Source organism: Enterococcus quebecensis, assembly GCF_001730365.1.
GTDB lineage: Bacteria > Bacillota > Bacilli > Lactobacillales > Enterococcaceae > Enterococcus_L > Enterococcus_L quebecensis.
The window spans coordinates 311035-326590 of sequence record NZ_MIKB01000015.1 but is presented as its reverse complement, the minus strand read 5'-3'; the positions used below and the strand labels follow the sequence as shown (position 1 = coordinate 326590).

General features: G+C 35.4%; 16 protein-coding genes. 11 read left to right on the top strand and 5 right to left on the bottom strand.

What is annotated here, in order from left to right:
• The 10 genes from BCR23_RS11195 to BCR23_RS11150 form a co-directional block, all read left to right on the top strand.
• The coding region (locus BCR23_RS11195; protein WP_240482552.1) for an EndoU domain-containing protein at positions 1 to 523 on the top strand (523 nt) is incomplete at its 5' end.
• A 19-nt stretch (positions 524 to 542) separates the two neighbouring features.
• Entirely contained in the window at positions 543 to 851 is a 309-nt protein-coding gene (locus BCR23_RS14915) for a hypothetical protein (RefSeq protein ID WP_069635572.1), read from the top strand.
• A 245-nt stretch (positions 852 to 1096) separates the two neighbouring features.
• Positions 1097 to 1783, top strand: a complete 687-nt coding sequence (locus BCR23_RS14835) for a hypothetical protein (protein WP_069635571.1) — start codon at positions 1097 to 1099, stop codon at positions 1781 to 1783.
• 15 nt (positions 1784 to 1798) lie between these two features.
• The gene (locus tag BCR23_RS11180) at positions 1799 to 2146 is read left to right on the top strand and encodes a dihydroorotate dehydrogenase (quinone) (protein ID WP_069635570.1); all 348 of its coding nucleotides are present in this window, start codon (positions 1799 to 1801) and stop codon (positions 2144 to 2146) included.
• A gap of 402 nt (positions 2147 to 2548) precedes the next feature.
• Positions 2549 to 3043: a YehS family protein gene (locus BCR23_RS11175; RefSeq protein WP_069635569.1), complete on the top strand. Its 495-nt coding sequence runs from the start codon at positions 2549 to 2551 to the stop codon at positions 3041 to 3043.
• Positions 3044 to 3137: 94 nt separating this feature from the next.
• Positions 3138 to 4055, top strand: a complete 918-nt coding sequence (locus tag BCR23_RS11170; protein WP_069635568.1) for a helix-turn-helix transcriptional regulator — start codon at positions 3138 to 3140, stop codon at positions 4053 to 4055.
• Between the two features lie 98 nt (positions 4056 to 4153).
• Positions 4154 to 4732, top strand: a complete 579-nt coding sequence (locus BCR23_RS11165; RefSeq protein ID WP_069635567.1) for a histidine phosphatase family protein — start codon at positions 4154 to 4156, stop codon at positions 4730 to 4732.
• A gap of 22 nt (positions 4733 to 4754) precedes the next feature.
• Positions 4755 to 5168 (top strand): MerR family transcriptional regulator, encoded by a 414-nt coding sequence (locus tag BCR23_RS11160; RefSeq protein WP_069635566.1) that lies wholly within the window; start codon positions 4755 to 4757, stop codon positions 5166 to 5168.
• Between the two features lie 94 nt (positions 5169 to 5262).
• Entirely contained in the window at positions 5263 to 6114 is an 852-nt protein-coding gene (locus BCR23_RS11155) for an aldo/keto reductase (RefSeq protein ID WP_069635565.1), read from the top strand.
• A gap of 248 nt (positions 6115 to 6362) precedes the next feature.
• Positions 6363 to 7100, top strand: coding sequence for a helix-turn-helix domain-containing protein (locus BCR23_RS11150; RefSeq protein ID WP_069635564.1), 738 nt, complete (start codon positions 6363 to 6365; stop codon positions 7098 to 7100).
• 57 nt (positions 7101 to 7157) lie between these two features.
• Here BCR23_RS11150 and BCR23_RS11145 read toward each other — a convergent pair whose 3' ends face one another.
• Positions 7158 to 9614, bottom strand: coding sequence for an FAD-dependent oxidoreductase (locus tag BCR23_RS11145; protein ID WP_069635563.1), 2457 nt, complete (start codon positions 9612 to 9614; stop codon positions 7158 to 7160).
• A 212-nt stretch (positions 9615 to 9826) separates the two neighbouring features.
• Positions 9827 to 10822 (bottom strand): linear amide C-N hydrolase, encoded by a 996-nt coding sequence (locus BCR23_RS11140; protein ID WP_069635562.1) that lies wholly within the window; start codon positions 10820 to 10822, stop codon positions 9827 to 9829.
• Between the two features lie 492 nt (positions 10823 to 11314).
• On the opposite strand from BCR23_RS11140, the gene BCR23_RS11135 reads away from it, so the two are divergent.
• Positions 11315 to 13249, top strand: a complete 1935-nt coding sequence (locus tag BCR23_RS11135; RefSeq protein WP_083241951.1) for a collagen binding domain-containing protein — start codon at positions 11315 to 11317, stop codon at positions 13247 to 13249.
• Between the two features lie 134 nt (positions 13250 to 13383).
• Here the strand turns inward: BCR23_RS11135 and BCR23_RS11130 are convergent, their stop codons facing one another.
• From BCR23_RS11130 to BCR23_RS11120, 3 genes are all read right to left on the bottom strand, one after another.
• Entirely contained in the window at positions 13384 to 13770 is a 387-nt protein-coding gene (locus tag BCR23_RS11130; RefSeq protein WP_069635560.1) for a VOC family protein, read from the bottom strand.
• A gap of 113 nt (positions 13771 to 13883) precedes the next feature.
• Positions 13884 to 14492 (bottom strand): hypothetical protein, encoded by a 609-nt coding sequence (locus tag BCR23_RS11125; RefSeq protein WP_069635559.1) that lies wholly within the window; start codon positions 14490 to 14492, stop codon positions 13884 to 13886.
• A gap of 91 nt (positions 14493 to 14583) precedes the next feature.
• Positions 14584 to 14910, bottom strand: coding sequence for a winged helix-turn-helix transcriptional regulator (locus BCR23_RS11120; protein WP_069635558.1), 327 nt, complete (start codon positions 14908 to 14910; stop codon positions 14584 to 14586).
• Positions 14911 to 15556: the final 646 nt, after the last annotated feature.

The following is a 15556-nucleotide window of genomic DNA, read 5'->3' as shown; positions in this document are numbered from 1 at the left end:
GAAACCATCTAAAAGTTCTGTTTTAAAAGGAAGTAAAGATCGGAAGAATTATACACTGGATCGAGATAAAAGTAAGGGAAGTTCGGGTTATAAGAAAGCCAGTGGGGCTAATGTGAAAAACAATGTACTTGATTCAACATTAAAACATGCTGATTTAGGGGATTTCAATACTAATAATAGGTTGATTAATGGTGGTCATGGACAAAGCAATATGGATTATTTGAAAGAAAATAATATAGATTTTAATATTGTTAAAGAATATCCAAATGGTGTTAGAACGGGGAATATTCCAAGTCATAAAAATAAAATGAAACGAACAGGAAATGGTCAGTCATGGTTTCCTAAAGAATGGAATGATTCTAAAATTCGTGATGCTGGTAATCACATAAATAATCTTCCACAGAATAAGAACTTACCTGATGGTCAATGGGCATTTGGAGATTATGATGGTGTTAGAGTGGGGATAATAAAGAAAGATGGAAAATTGACAACAATAATACCTGATAACTCTAGACAACCGTAAAAGAAGGAGAGAGCTAAAAATGATTGTTTCTGAAAAAATAGAAAATTTAATAAATGAAAGAAAAAAATTATTACCCGACGACCCAAGAATTAATGAAATATGGGATGAATTGACGAAAATATTTTCAGAAGATGAGAAAGCCACGATTGAATATCTAAATAATTGTCCTGAAAGTCAATTAGAATGGATAAGCGAAATATTTGAAGATATATCGGAAAATCTACAAAGTGAAGATTTTATTGATACATTAGAAAAACTGCAGAAAAAATTTCCAGATTTAGATTTGGAGATGGATATTTCATATGCGAAGGAAGCATTGAACAATTAAATTAGTAAAATAAAAAGGCACTATACTATCTGATTGGCGTCGGATAGTATAGCCTTGAGCGGAAGATTTAGAAAATAAACGCACGAAGAAATTTGCGGAAGGGATGAAAGGCAGACAATATTGCCGAGTCCAGTTAGCAACAGGTGCTTACGTGTGGATGTGGGTAACCAATCCGATGAAAGTCACAATTTAATCAGAAGTATAAAGGTTATCTAGATATCCTAATGAAACCAGAGAATAACCTCGTGGATGATTATTTCAAAATAATCGCAGAAGAATTGAGAACGGGGATTAACCAAAAGACGGGTAAACCATTAACAGATTTAGAAAAAGCACAACGGTGGTCGGCCGTTGCAAGTGCGATCGCAGTGGTAGCAGTTGGTGCTCATTATGGAGCGAAAGGTTTAACTGGTAAAGGGGCGAAACCATCTAAAAATCCTGTTTTAAAAGGAAGTAAAGATGGGAAGAATTATACATTAGATAGAGATAAAAGTAAGGGAAGTTCGGGTTATAAGAAAGCTAGTGGAGCTGTACCAAAACTCTCTACTTTAAATGAGGCAGAGCAGTTAAAGTTAGCCAATCAATATAAGAAAAAATCTCCAATAAATATTCCAGAAAATGCAAGCATAAAAGCTCAATCTAAAAATGGATATGAACAAATATCTTATAAGTGGAAAGAAAATGGAGAGACAATTGAAGTGCGTTGGCATACTAGAACACCAGGAGCACCAGAAGGACAAGGAAATACATTTGTTGTTGAGAAAAATATTCCGGGAACAGCAGATGGTCAACGCCGTTCACAACAAGTATTAGTAGGGAAAGATAAATGGGTTAGTAAAAATGATTGGCAAAAAGCAATAACAGATAGAAAAAATGGTGTTAGTACACCCGAACAAGATAAAATGTTAACAGATGGTCACTGGAAAGAATAGAAAGGAATATCATATATGGATAATTATTATGAAGGATTTGAAGGGAACCCTGAAATTGATATTTATACTTTTTCCAAAAATGAAAAAGTGGGTATAGAAATGTGGGATGGATATTTTGATGAAATAATGAGAGCAATACAACCAGTAAATGGTGAATGGCAGTCTTTAGCATACTATTATAATTTGTATGAAGGTTGGTATGATGAAAGTCCTTGGGAAATTCCTAACAATCAAGAAGCATTAAAACAATTTGAGTCAATTGATAATTCAACGTTGGATAAAGTTTCTCAAGAGATATTGACAAAAATAATAGAATTATTTAAAAATAATTCAAATAATGGTATTTTTATAGAATACACATAAAATAAAAAGGCACTCTACTCCTCGATTGGCACCGAATCGTAAAGGTTTGATAGTAAGCCAAAACTCACTAATCAAGTTGCCAATAGCCAACTAAAGCTAGCTGTATTACTTTATAGAAATTTAGTTATTATAGTGAGTTTAGTTGGAGAATACTAGTTATTGAAGTGGCATTAAAAATAGAAAATGCCGATACCTTTTTTTATGTATCCAAAAATTAACGAGTGTAGTGATTGAGATAGTAGTGGCAGTATTTTTAATGTTTAATAACCTATTGATTCTGTCAATATTGTTTATGAATTCAGTTCCTTTTATAACTCTTTACTAAATTGAAACAAATGAGTGCATTCTCTGAAAAAAAGCTTTATACTAAAGAAATGAAGATACGTTTTTTGGAGGAAAAAGATGAATAATAATGATATACTGATTCGTTTACGCTATGCGTTAGACATCAAAGATACCGATATGATCAAGATTTTTAAACTAGGTGATTTAGAGGTCACAAGAGAAGAGCTTCGAGTATTATTAACTAAGCAAGATGAGGAAGAGGAACTTTTGCGTGACGCGGTTTGTGATAATCATACATTAGAAGCCTTTTTAAATGGTTTGATTACATATAAAAGAGGTAAACCACCTGTAAAAAATGGTGTAGCCCCTAAACCAACATTTTTGATTACTAGCCAAAGTAACGTCAATAATGTGCTGCTTAAGAAAGTCAAGATTGCTTTAACTCTTACAAGTGATGATATGCTAGATGTACTGAGACTTGCAGGAGTTTATGCTTCTGATAGTGAGTTAAGTGCCATTTTACGAAAAGAAGGGCACCGAAATTATAAAGAGTGTGGCGACCGCTACGCAAGAAACTTTCTAAAAGGTTTAGCAATCAAGTATCGGGAATAAAAATCAGATTAGGACAAAACTAGCTCAAACGTGCAAGTTTTGTCTTTTTTTCTAAGCTTGATTAACAAAATGGCAAAAGTTAAGGAGGCAAAACATGAAGAAAATCGAGCGAATACTAGCGATTATCGTGATGCTTTTAGACAATGAAGTTGTCTCAACAGCTCAGTTAGCACAACGTTTTGAGGTAACCAAACGAACGATTTTTAGAGATCTGGAAACGATCGAAATGGCTGGGTTTCCAATTATTTCTCACTCAGGACGCAATGGCGGTTTTTCCATAATCAATTCATTTAAGTTACGGACTTATACTTACAGTGAAGCGGAGAAAGAAGCGATTTTAAGCGCGTTGAACGTCAAAGAAGGATTGTTCGGCATCATCGATGATCAGGAAATTATAAGAGAAAAGATTACACAGTTGCGAGGAAAAACAGCCCAAGAAAATAAAGAAAAAAATCATTTTTCATTTGAGTCACCAACCATGCATCGACCAGAGATCGAAGCAGAGACAAAGGCTAAGATCAATCAAATCAACCTTGCATTGAAACAAAATAAAAAGATCTTGATTGATTACGTAGATAATAAAGGCGAACACACACACCGAGTGATTCATCCCTATGAATTAATGCTGATGAACGGCAGCTGGTACATCTATTCATTTTGTGAGAATCGTGAATCGTTTAGATATTTTAAAGTAACCAGAATTCGCCGACTTGCTATTCAGATCGCTAATTTCGAGCCTGTTGACTACTCAACTAAGCAGTTAAACGAACCGAACGAAGAAAACATTCAACTACGGTTCAAAAAAGAAGACTTAGGAAAACTGTATGATTATTATACTGAAAACGAAATTGAAGTGAAAGACACCTGTGTGGATGTAACCATCCATGGGAACCGACCAAAAACAATTCTGCCATTTCTACTGATGTTTGGCAATGGCGTAAAAGTGATTGCGCCAGAAGAATTAAAAGAGCTACATAAACAAGAAATTAGTAACTTGAATGAGACATATTGAATTGGATAAGACCTCCAGTTGTTCAGCTTTTTCTCTTGCCTTAGAGTCCACTCCATAGTTTATTATAAACATAACAAACAGAAATGAGGAGAAAAGACATGATGAAAACTCTGTATCTCATGAGACATGGCGAAACATTATTCAATCAACAGAAAAAAATCCAAGGTTGGTGTGATTCTCCACTTACAGAAAAAGGCATCAAACAGGCGCAAATTGCTAGAGATTATTTCCGCAATCATCCTATTAATTTTGATAGCGCATACGCTTCAACATCTGAACGGGCAAGCGACACTTTAGAACAGGTGACAGATCTATCGTATAAAAGAGTTAAAGGCTTGAAAGAATGGAACTTTGGTCGTTTGGAATCAGAGAGTGAATCATTGAATCCACCTTTGCCGTACGGGGATTTCTTCACTGGATATGGCGGAGAAGGAGAGAGACAATTTAGAAAACGAGTATCTGAAACCTTGATGGAGATCATGAAAGAAGCGGGTGAAACAGTTTTAGTTGTGTCTCACGGAGCCGCTTGTCGGCAATTTATGAGAAACTGGGCGCATACAAGTGAAGTCGATCAAAAAGATCGGCTAGGAAATTGTTGTATCTTGAAATTTGAATTTGAGCATAATACATTTAAATTAGCAGAAATCATCAATCACGATTTTTCGAGTTTGGAATAAGCGATCAAAGGAGGTTACCTGAATGAATAGCAAAGAAGCAGCTGAAATGTTTGGTTTAACTACAGATACGATTCGTTATTACGAACGTGTCGGTGTTATTCCACCAATTGAGCGAGATAAAAATGGCTACCGTGTATACACAACAAGAGACCTCAATTGGATTTATTTGGCAAAAAGTTTACGTCATGCTGGCGTATCAATAGAGTCCTTGATTGAATTTGCTACGCTTTCTCAACTTGGAGGCGATGTTGAACAAGCACAAAAACAAATTTTACAAGATCAACTGCAAGAGATTACTGAAAAACTAGAAAAAATGACGAAAACACGAGATTTACTTCGATACAAAATCGACACTTATGATGAGCATATCGCTAAGTTTAAATCAGGAGAAGTGACATCAGAGAACGTTGAAGAACTGTGGAAGGCAAACTATTAAAGAGAAGTGTAAGAGACTTGCCATGAAGCTGACTCCGTAGTTTATAGTGAAGTTGTTACTAATAGTAGAACGAAAAGAGCTGGAGGAAAGACTTATGCAAACAGTAAAATTAAATAACGGTGTAGAAATTCCTATTTTAGGTTTTGGTACCTACCAAATCACAGAGCCGAAAGAAGCAGAACAAGCAGTTGTTGATGCAATCAAAGCGGGCTATCGTCATATTGATACAGCCCAATCGTACATGAATGAAGAAGCCGTTGGTCGTGGGATTAAAGCTTCGGGCGTTCCTCGTGAGGAATTATTTATTACCACTAAAATTTGGGTAGAAAATACTTCATATGAAGGAGTCAAAGAATCGTTTAAACGTTCACTTGCCCGTTTAAGTCTAGATTATGTTGACTTGCTTTTATTACACCAACCATACAATGATGTTTATGGTGCGTGGCGTGCAATGGAGGAGCTACAAGAGGCGGGGGAAATACGCGCGATTGGCATTTCAAACTTTGCAGTAGATCGAGCCGTTGATTTAGCCGAGTTCAATAAAGTAGTTCCCCAAGTCAATCAGATTGAGATCAATCCCTTTAACCAGCAAACAAAAACAACCGAAGCTTTAAAAGCAGAAGGCATTATGCCAGAAGCTTGGGCACCCTTTGCAGAAGGGAAAAATGGGGTGTTTACAAATGAAATTCTCACTACTATTGGAGAAAAATATCATAAATCTGTTGCTCAAGTAATTGTTCGCTGGTTGATTGAGCAAGACATTATTGTTCTTGCGAAATCAGTGAAACCGGAACGAATGGCTGAAAATTTGGCTGTTTTTGATTTTGAACTATCAGAAGAAGATAAAGCAGCTATTGCTACACTGAATGAAGGTGAAAGTCAATTTTTCTCTCATGCGGATCCTGCAATGATTAAATGGATGGCCAGTAGAAAAATAAAAGTATAAGATAATTATATAAAGCTACATACGTTCAAAAACTTCGTGGATTTCATAAGTTTTTGAACGTCATTTTTTTATTTGAAAAGCCAATAAATCATTAGACTATTTGCTATACTATTTAAGTATACATTCCTGGAAACCGCGGTAAATCAACGTGATACGAATTGTATCAGCACAAAATTTTAATATGATACGAAAAGTGGCTACCTTTTATCGTCAGTTATCAAGATAATAAAAAAGAAGGAGGCGATACTATGAACATTGGAGACAAGATCAAAGAGCAACGACTAAAAAAAGAGCTGACACAAGAGCAGTTAAGTGACTTATTAAATGTTTCTCGTTCCACCGTCTCAAGCTGGGAAGTCGGTAGAAATTATCCGGATTTAGAAACGATTGTAGCGATCAGCGATTTGTTTGGTATCTCTCTTGATAACTTATTACGGGAGGATACGGAAATGGCAAAAGACTTATCTAAAAAAGTAAGATGGAACAACTACTACAAGAGGATTTTGATAGTTGTTGGAGCGCTTGTTTTGATTTATGTAGGGTTTAACGGCAAAATGAGAATGGATGAACAGCGCTATTTAAAGAATCTTACAGCACATTCTTGGAAGCAGGATGATGACAGATTTTCAGGGAGTTATGCTTTAAAAGAAGAAGGCGTTTTATATGCGACTTATATTATAGAGACAGGCTTTAATCCTGTTCCTTTAAAAGAGAGCCATCCGTGGGTGATTGCTAGAAAAGATAAGTTAGTCGTTGAAGTTAAAAATGGCAATAAACGATATGTGATTATTTCAAGCGAGAATGATCCAAAAGTAACATATAATGCCACGGTAGAAGTAGATGAATCGGGAAATTTACTAAAAAGTGATCCAAAGTGGTCTGCAAAAAAAGAACAATCGTTGAAAGATTATTTGAAAAAATATCAAAAAGAATACGTGGAGTTATTAAAACGGACAGTTGGCAAAAGACAAGAAATTATTGGCTAACAAAGAGCGAGACACAAAACTGATTCTTAGTTTCGTGTCTCGCTTTTTGTTGCTTTATTAAATAAACAAATTTAAATTCGCTTGTTCACTATCCCCTAAATATGTTGCTACTCCGCCATATTCCACGAAATCAAACAATTCAGATTTGTCGATACCCATGATATCCATACTCATGGTACAGGCAACAAATTTAACTCCTAATTCGTTGGCTTTTTCAATCATTGTTGGTAGAGAATCAACATTTTTTTGTTTCATCACAGATTTGATCATTTTAGCGCCCATTCCTCCCATATTCATAGTGGAAACAGGGAGTTGATTCGCACCGTTAGGCAACATGATATCGAATAATTTAGCCAATCCGCGTTTTTTGATTTTTTGTTTTTTCAAAACACTTAGCCCCCAGAAAGTGAAGAAAATCGTAACGTTTTTCCCCATAGCGGCGGCACCACTAGCAATGATCATAGAAGCCAAAGCTTTGTCTAAATCACCACTGAAAACAACCATTGTTGCTCCGTCTTTTGTTTCTTTTAAAACACCTTCAACTGGAGCTGAAATACCATCGACCATTTCAGAAGCAGTCAGTCCTTTTGTGATTCGAGCAGTGACTTTTGAGCCTTGCAGTTGATTCTCAACTAGAGTGTTGCCAGTATTTTTACACCAAGCTTCGATATCTGCAACGAAACCAAAATCACTAGCTTGGACTTCTAGCGTTTGTCCATTATCCATTTGATCAATGGCTTCTTTGACCTTTAAGATTGGACCAGGGCATTGAAGACCACATGCATCAATGTTGATTGTTTCAGCATTGTTGGGAGCATTAGGTACTGTATTTTTTTGGTTTACAGTTGGAGCAGTATTGTTAGTTTTTACTTGGTAGTTCGCTTGTTTATACGTTTTGTAGCCACCGTCAATATTTTTTACAGAAAACCCATGTTGCATCAATATTCTGGCTGCATTATAGCCCCGTAAACCAACTTGACAATAAACGTAGATTTCTTTATCTTTTGGTAATTCATCTAGTCGGTTTCTTAATTGAGATAAAGGAATCAAGTGACTATGAGGCAATTCACCTGCTGCACGCTCAAAGTCTTCACGAATATCAAGCAAGTAAGCTTTTTGTTCAATCAATGAAGGAATCTCCTCCCAGCCGATTGTTTGAACATTTCCATTCAGTAAATTATCAGCTGTGTACCCAAGCATATTGACTGGATCTTTGGCACTGGAATACGGCGGGGCATAAGCTAATTCAATACTTGCCAATTCGTTTGCTTTGGCACCAAATTTCATTGCTGTAGCAATCACGTCAATGCGTTTTTCTACGCCTTCAGTTCCTACACCTTGGGCACCTAAAATGTTTCCATCTGGTGCAAAAAGTAGTTTAAGCGCAATGGGACTGGCATCTGGATAATACCCAGCATGGGAATTTGGATGAATATGAATACTTTGATACTCAATGCCTAGTCGTTTTAGTAATTTCTCAGAGTTCCCTGTTGAAGCAGCTGTTAATTCAAAAACTTTAGCAACAGAAGTACCTTGTGTGCCTGGATAAGCAGCGTCGATGCCGTTAATAATATCAGCGACTAATCTTCCTTGACGATTGGCTGGCCATGCTAAAGGAATGACGGTTGGTTGCTTGTTGACAAAGTCAGTTACCTCGATCACATCACCGATTGCATAAATGTCTTCATAATTGGTTTCTAATTGTTGATTTACTTGAATAGCGCCTCTCATACCTAACTGAATCCCGCATTCTTTAGCCAAAGTACTTTCTGGAACGACACCGATCGAAAGAATCGTTAAGTCAGATGGAAGTGTTTTTCCGCTATTTAACAATAATTCTTTTCCATTATCTTTAAAAGCTTTAAGACCATCGCCTAAAGTTAAATCGACCCCGTGGAGATCCATTTGAGCATGCAAAATTTGAGCTAATTCAAAGTCAATATTCGGCATAACTTGATCGGACATTTCCACTAAATGAACATGGATACCTAGGTCGACTAAGTTTTCCATCATTTCTAAACCGATAAACCCACCGCCGACAATTGTTGCTTGCTTCACTTGATGTTCGTTGATATAGCTTTTTATTTGATCCATATCAGGAATATTTCTTAAACTAAACACATTTTTAGCGGTTTCTAAACCTTCGATAGGCGGAACAATTGCTTTAGCTCCTGTTGAAATAATCAATTTATCGAATGTTTCCGTATATGTCTCTTGTGTTTGATGATTCGTAACAGTCACTGTTTTTTTACCTGGGTCAATAGAGGTAACTTCAGAAAAATTGCGAATATCTAAGTTGTATTGTTCACTCATACCTGTAACGGTTTGAAGTAAAAGGTCTTCACGATTTTTGATTGTACCACCGATATGGTAAGGAAGCCCGCAGTTCGCAAAGGAAATATACTCTCCCTTTTCAAAAAGAATGATGTCATCTTGTTCATTAAGTCGTCTAAGTCTAGTTGCAGCAGTAGCGCCACCAGCTACGCCTCCGATAATAATAATTTTTTTAGTCATGTTTGAATCTCCTTTCACAATTAAACATTATACCTATAGGGGGTATTTTGGTCAAATTTAGTTTTTTTAAAAGGGTTATTATAATCGTTTTATTGTTTTTATCCACTTAAATGTATAATTCATACCTGTGTGGGTATTTGTGCAAAAAAATAGGTAAGGGAACAAATCTAAAAAATTAGATTTGTTCCCTTACCGTATTCTTTAACAAGCAATTATTTTTTATTTCTATACAAGATATCTTCGGAATCACCAGTAGACCAGATTTTTCCTGTGGTAGCATTAAAATCTTCATTATCCAATTGGATACAACGTATGCGTTGATTGTTGTATGTTTTATAATAGTAATTTAAAGAACTGTTTACCATAATCGATGTATATTGAGTGTAGTCATAGGCTTGAGATGTTTTTACGACCCCTTTAGGAATGTCAACGTTAGACAAAACGTGAAACATTGAAATGACGCCATCCATCTCTGTTTGACTATCCTCTAGACAAGATTTTAAGAAAGACGCTCTTACAAATCTTGATGGTGGAGTAAAGTCACCTGGAAGACCAAAGGCACCTGCACCTTCGCCGAAAGGCTTCATCACCATATTTTTTAAATGAACTTCTGATTTTTGCTCAGGCTGTAAACCAATGTAATTTCTTAAATTTGTGGTGTGCCATTTATAATCAGGGCTATTTGTCATTACACCAATATCATTTTTATAAATGTGTAATTTCTGTTCAGTGTATTCAATCACAATACTTTCGCCAGTCTTTTCAGTAACGACCCAATGTAGAGGTAAGACGATGCCTAAAAAATCTAAAGTAGTATTTTCAACTTGGGCATTTTCCATTGTCTTAGTTACTTCTTCAAGGCTTGAACAGTTAGATAGTAAAAATGGAACGACATCGTGAGGTGCTAAGGAATATTTTTTATCACTGTCTTGGCTGTTATAATCAGCATACCCTGAAAAATAAAGAGCAGCGCAAGAAAGACCCTTTTCATTTAAGCCATCAGCAAAAATAAATTCTCCTAAATCAGATTGCCTAGCCATTCCCACGAATGCGTATTCATTTTTACCATCGTGGTTTTCGTCATTAGTGAAAGCAAATTTCTTCCTTGGAATAAAAGTTGGTTCGGCATCTAAAACAACTGCAAAATCCATTGTTCTAGCTAATAAAACATTTTGATCTTTCGTTGTCATTGTAATACTTGTGCACATCAATTATCGCTCCCTCTTTTTATGAAATAAAAAAATATATCTAAAAAAATAAGATTATAAAATGAAATAATCCAAAGTGAACTTTCTAAAAGTTTAACGTAGTTTAAATTTATAATCAAATAAATACTATAAGATTGATTTCCAAAACAAATAATTGGAGGGATAGGGATTTATTTGGAATGAGCCGCCCCCAAAAAGTTAGACCTTAAAATCTAACTTTTTTTGGTCACTACATTTCAGGTGGCTTTTTTATTATAAATACGAGCAAAACTCCGTAGTATACACAAAAAAACGGAAGTTTTAAAAGAGTAGAATAGCTTTCAATTGAAGGAAATAGAGTATATTAAGAGCATTATTATAAAATAATGTGTACGAACGTATATGGTTTGACATGAGTTTAGATATTGTTTACCATCGGAAAAGTTGCTATTTTATCTAGGTAACTAGAGAATTGGTCTATATCAATAGTGGGAAAGGGACGATGTATAAAAGATGTTAAAAAAATTAGTATGGTGTTTTGTAATGTTTGTAGGGGTTTTAGGATTATTTGGGTTTAGTGACAAGTCATTAGCTGCAGAATTAAATAGTGGAGGATTTGTCGATACAATCCAGTTTGAAAAAACAGAACTGATGGATGGTGAATTAACCTCCATTCGAGTAACTTTTAGTGAAAAACCAAATACAAAACTAAAAGCTGGAGACGAATTGACGCTATCACTGCCTGAAGAACTTGAAGGGTTAACAGAATCAGGTGGTATACCACGAGAAATTGATTTGAATGGGTTAGGAATAACTCGCGTTTATAAAGATAAAATTGTTTGTACATTCAATGAAAAAGTAAATCAACTAGATCGTGTTCGTGGCGAATTTACTTTTGGGGTTCGTGTGACAAACGTTGAAGAAAATACAGTAAAGGAAATACCTGCAAATTTGGGAACGTCTGTCACTATACCAAATATTGTTGTTAATGGACGCTCTGGCGATGGAGAAGAAGGTCAACTGCCGTTCTTTTATAAAACGGGCGATTTATTAGGTAAATCAGGCCAAATCCGCTGGTTTTTATGCGCCAACTTAACAAAGAGCGACTTAGCTAATGACCTTGTTTTGACAGATAAGTCAGGGAGTGGTCAAACCTTAAATAAGGATAGTTTTGTGTTTACTGTTGATAATTATTTAGGTCAGTCAAACTTGAGTTTAGAAGAGTTTGAAAATCAAGGATATGGCACAGTTGACTTCGGTTCTGGAAATGATTTTTCCATTCGCATTTATCGAAGAAAAGCACGTTTAGCTTCATTTACTATTATGTACACAGCAACCATGACAGATGCTGGGAAAAAACAAGCGGCATTTACAAATGATTGCCAAATTGATTATCAAATTTTGTATCAAAAACCAAGCAATGAACAAGCGACTCACAAGGTGAAAAATATCTTTTTAGATGGCAATGCCACAGGTGATGAAAACCAGTTGATTAAAGAAGGCATCCAAGAAGAGGAAATCATAGAAGATGAATCGAGTAAATTAGAAGAAATCACGCCGCTTGATCCAGAAAAAGTCGTTGAAGGTAAACAAGAGGATCTAAATAAAGCCAAAAAAGAACAGCCAGAAATCTATGTTGATGAACAAGTAGAGCACATAGAAGATGAATTAGATGAACTAGAAGAAATTCAACCGATCGATCAAAAACAAGCGAAAGAAAATAAAGAAGAAGAATTAAACAAAGCTAAAGAAGAACAGCCAAAAATCTATGTTGATGAGCAAATAGAACACATAGAAGATGAATCAAGTGAACTAGAAGAAATCCAACCGATCGATCAGGAACAAGCAAAAGAAAGTAAAGAAGAAGAATTAAACAAAGCTAAAGAAGAACAGCCAGAAATACATGTTGGTGAACAAATAGAAACAAATGAGGATGAATCAAGTGAACTAGAAGAAATCCAACCGATCGATCAGGAACAAGCAAAAGAAAGTAAAGAAGAAGAATTAAACAAAGCCAAAGAAGAACAGCCAGAAATAAATGTTGGTGAACAAATAGAAACAAATGAGGATGAATCAAGCGAGTTAGAGCGAATCAAGCCGCTTGAACCTGAGACAGTGGATGTAACTGAAATCCCAGTATTGGAACCTAAAATCACGGGCAATAAAGTGGACGTACACCAAGATAAATCCGTAAAAGACAATATTGTACCGAGTGGGCAAATAGAAGATGAATTAACAGCAGTAAAAGAAGAAAAGAAACAACCAAAGGCAGATAAACTGCTTTTAAATGTTTCTAAAAACAGCTCTGCAAAAGAAAAAGCACAGTTACCTAAAGCTGGAAGTAAAGATAGTTACGTTGCAATGATTGCTGGATTTGCAGTTATAACACTAACTCTAGGTGCTTTTGTATTAAACCGTAAAAAAGTACAGTCGTTCCATAAAAAATAGAGCAACGTATAAAAGAATAATCTGTATAAGCAGCCATGTTTAGGCAAGTTGCTTATACAGATTATTTTGTTTTGTAAAAGAATAAGGCAAGTGCGATTAACCTTGATTTTGGTTCTAATAAGGTAGAAATAGGTTTATTTTCCCCCGAATACTAATTGCCACGTAACACCAAATTTATCAGTTAGCCAAGTGACCTTTTGAAAAATCCCTGCAGCTTCAGGCCCCATTATAACAACGCCTTTAGCAGAAAGTGCTGAGAAAATTCGGTCAAACTCTTCCTCACTGTCCATTTCCGCAAATAAAGAAAAATTCCAACCATTCGTAACAGGATTTTCAGGCCCCATTTCCAAAAAGTAAATCAAGATGCCATTCAAATCCAACTGCCCATTCAAAACACGTTCAGGATAATTCTCGTAATAAGTAACCGATTGAATCGTAGTATTTGGGAAAACATCAACATAGAAATCCATTTGTTCTTTTGCATGTTCTGTTACCGAAATAAATGTTATTGGCTGTTTCATTTTATTCACGCTCCTTAACTGTACGATAACAGGTTTAACAAGAATTTCAATTGATGTGCTCAACAACTAACTTTATACAAAGATAAAGAACACACACAAAATTTAAGAAGGTCTTAATCAGTTGCTGTAATCTTCAAATCTTTGAAGAAAGCTTCTGTACCAATATCCACAAACAGACCAATTGCGCCATTTGCATCAGCACCATGTTTCATGTCTTCAACAACTAACACAGGTTCTTTGCTGCCATTCAAATAAAATTCACCTTTAGAGCCATTAATCACCGCTTTTAAGGTGATCCATTCATCTAGGCCAATATCAGCTGGCCCCTCAAAATCAGTTATCCAAAGATTTCTGAAATAATCAAAGGTATATTTAGGATAAGAAAAATATTGGACACCACGATTTTTTCGTACGGGATCTGCTATGCGACCATTTGTAGGACGTACATAGAAAGATTCGAATTTTGTATCATCTTCATTGATTCTAAAAGCAATACCAATGAAGCCTCGTGCGAAATCTGGTGCATCAGGCAACAATCGGCTTAACATTTTAACTTCGATTTCACCATTATGGAAAGATGAACCGATTAATTTAGCGTAAGTGTTTTCATCAAATTCCATCAGCTTGTCTTTTTTTACAACTCTAATAACAGATTCCCCGTTCAGAGTCACATGCTCAACTTTAGTATGAACGGCTTCGATCGGTGTAAGTTCACTATTCATTTAGATATCCTCCTCAATAACTACTTTTATCTATAGTAAAAGTATAGACAACTTTTTAGAAAAAGTTAAGTAGGCACTAATTTGTAACTATCTAACTAAGCTGATTTTTGTAAAACTGCCCCCACTGTCTCATCGACTCAATAACGGGTAATAAGGTTTCTCCTAATGGTGTTAGCTGATATTCAACATGAGGTGGCACTTTTTGAAAATCGATTCGCTCCACAATACCATCTACGATCATTGAATTCAGACTTTCAGTCAAAACTTTTTGGGAGATTCCAGATAAAGAGCGTTTTAGTTCAGCATTTCTTTTTGGACCAGTGATGAGGTCTCGTATGATTAAGGTTTTCCATTTACTTCCTAGTAATTGAACCGTTGTTGCGACGTCACAAAGCGGCATGTCTTCTTTTTTTATCATTGAAAATCAGCTCCTATGTATTATGTCTATGACTATAGTACCATTGTTTAGTATAGGGATTTTTAGTTATCGAAAATAGATAATTATATTTAGGGAAATTGATTCTAAAGACAAAAGCAATTATACTAAACGTGAACGTATATTTAGATATATGATAAAAAGCCAGTGCGCTAACACTGACTTTTCAGTTGAGTTTTGACTAAAGCTCGAAGGTTCTATACAATTGCCGCTATCTCACTTTAGTCAAGAGGATAGTGGTCTTTTTTTACTTAAAAAGTAGAGTGATAAAAACTTTAATCACTTCTACAATAGAGTAAGCAACAAGCGTTACTACAATAATTAGAAGTAATATCTTTTAACCAATTCTTCAAGGATCGCCTTTCCTATGAAACAAAACAGGACAAAAGCGATAAAGACATATCTTTATGGCATTAACTCCTTTTTCAGAGCTTTAGCCAGTTCTTAACGTATTATTATTATATCAAAGTAATGGAAGGATAGGAATGAACTATTTCACTTTATACAGTAGTTATAACAATAAAAAGAAGCCGTGAATCCTTTAGCATTAAGGTATTCTCAGTTTTAAGAGTATTATTAAACCATTTTCTATGTTTACAAAAGCTTTGCTTATAAGGTTCGCTCTTTT

What these genes read in the sequence shown, in the direction of transcription:
- BCR23_RS11180 (WP_069635570.1), top strand. Translation starts at nt 1,799, where the DNA reads ATGGATAATTATTATGAAGGATTTGAAGGGAACCCTGAAATTGATATT.
- BCR23_RS11160 (WP_069635566.1), top strand. Translation starts at nt 4,755, where the DNA reads ATGAATAGCAAAGAAGCAGCTGAAATGTTTGGTTTAACTACAGATACG.
- BCR23_RS11155 (WP_069635565.1), top strand. Translation starts at nt 5,263, where the DNA reads ATGCAAACAGTAAAATTAAATAACGGTGTAGAAATTCCTATTTTAGGT.
- BCR23_RS11170 (WP_069635568.1), top strand. Translation starts at nt 3,138, where the DNA reads ATGAAGAAAATCGAGCGAATACTAGCGATTATCGTGATGCTTTTAGAC.
- BCR23_RS11135 (WP_083241951.1), top strand. Translation starts at nt 11,315, where the DNA reads ATGTTAAAAAAATTAGTATGGTGTTTTGTAATGTTTGTAGGGGTTTTA.
- BCR23_RS11130 (WP_069635560.1), bottom strand. Translation starts at nt 13,770, where the DNA reads ATGAAACAGCCAATAACATTTATTTCGGTAACAGAACATGCAAAAGAA.
- BCR23_RS11140 (WP_069635562.1), bottom strand. Translation starts at nt 10,822, where the DNA reads ATGTGCACAAGTATTACAATGACAACGAAAGATCAAAATGTTTTATTA.
- BCR23_RS11145 (WP_069635563.1), bottom strand. Translation starts at nt 9,614, where the DNA reads ATGACTAAAAAAATTATTATTATCGGAGGCGTAGCTGGTGGCGCTACT.
- BCR23_RS11120 (WP_069635558.1), bottom strand. Translation starts at nt 14,910, where the DNA reads ATGATAAAAAAAGAAGACATGCCGCTTTGTGACGTCGCAACAACGGTT.
- BCR23_RS11150 (WP_069635564.1), top strand. Translation starts at nt 6,363, where the DNA reads ATGAACATTGGAGACAAGATCAAAGAGCAACGACTAAAAAAAGAGCTG.
- BCR23_RS11175 (WP_069635569.1), top strand. Translation starts at nt 2,549, where the DNA reads ATGAATAATAATGATATACTGATTCGTTTACGCTATGCGTTAGACATC.
- BCR23_RS11125 (WP_069635559.1), bottom strand. Translation starts at nt 14,492, where the DNA reads ATGAATAGTGAACTTACACCGATCGAAGCCGTTCATACTAAAGTTGAG.
- BCR23_RS11165 (WP_069635567.1), top strand. Translation starts at nt 4,154, where the DNA reads ATGATGAAAACTCTGTATCTCATGAGACATGGCGAAACATTATTCAAT.
- BCR23_RS14915 (WP_069635572.1), top strand. Translation starts at nt 543, where the DNA reads ATGATTGTTTCTGAAAAAATAGAAAATTTAATAAATGAAAGAAAAAAA.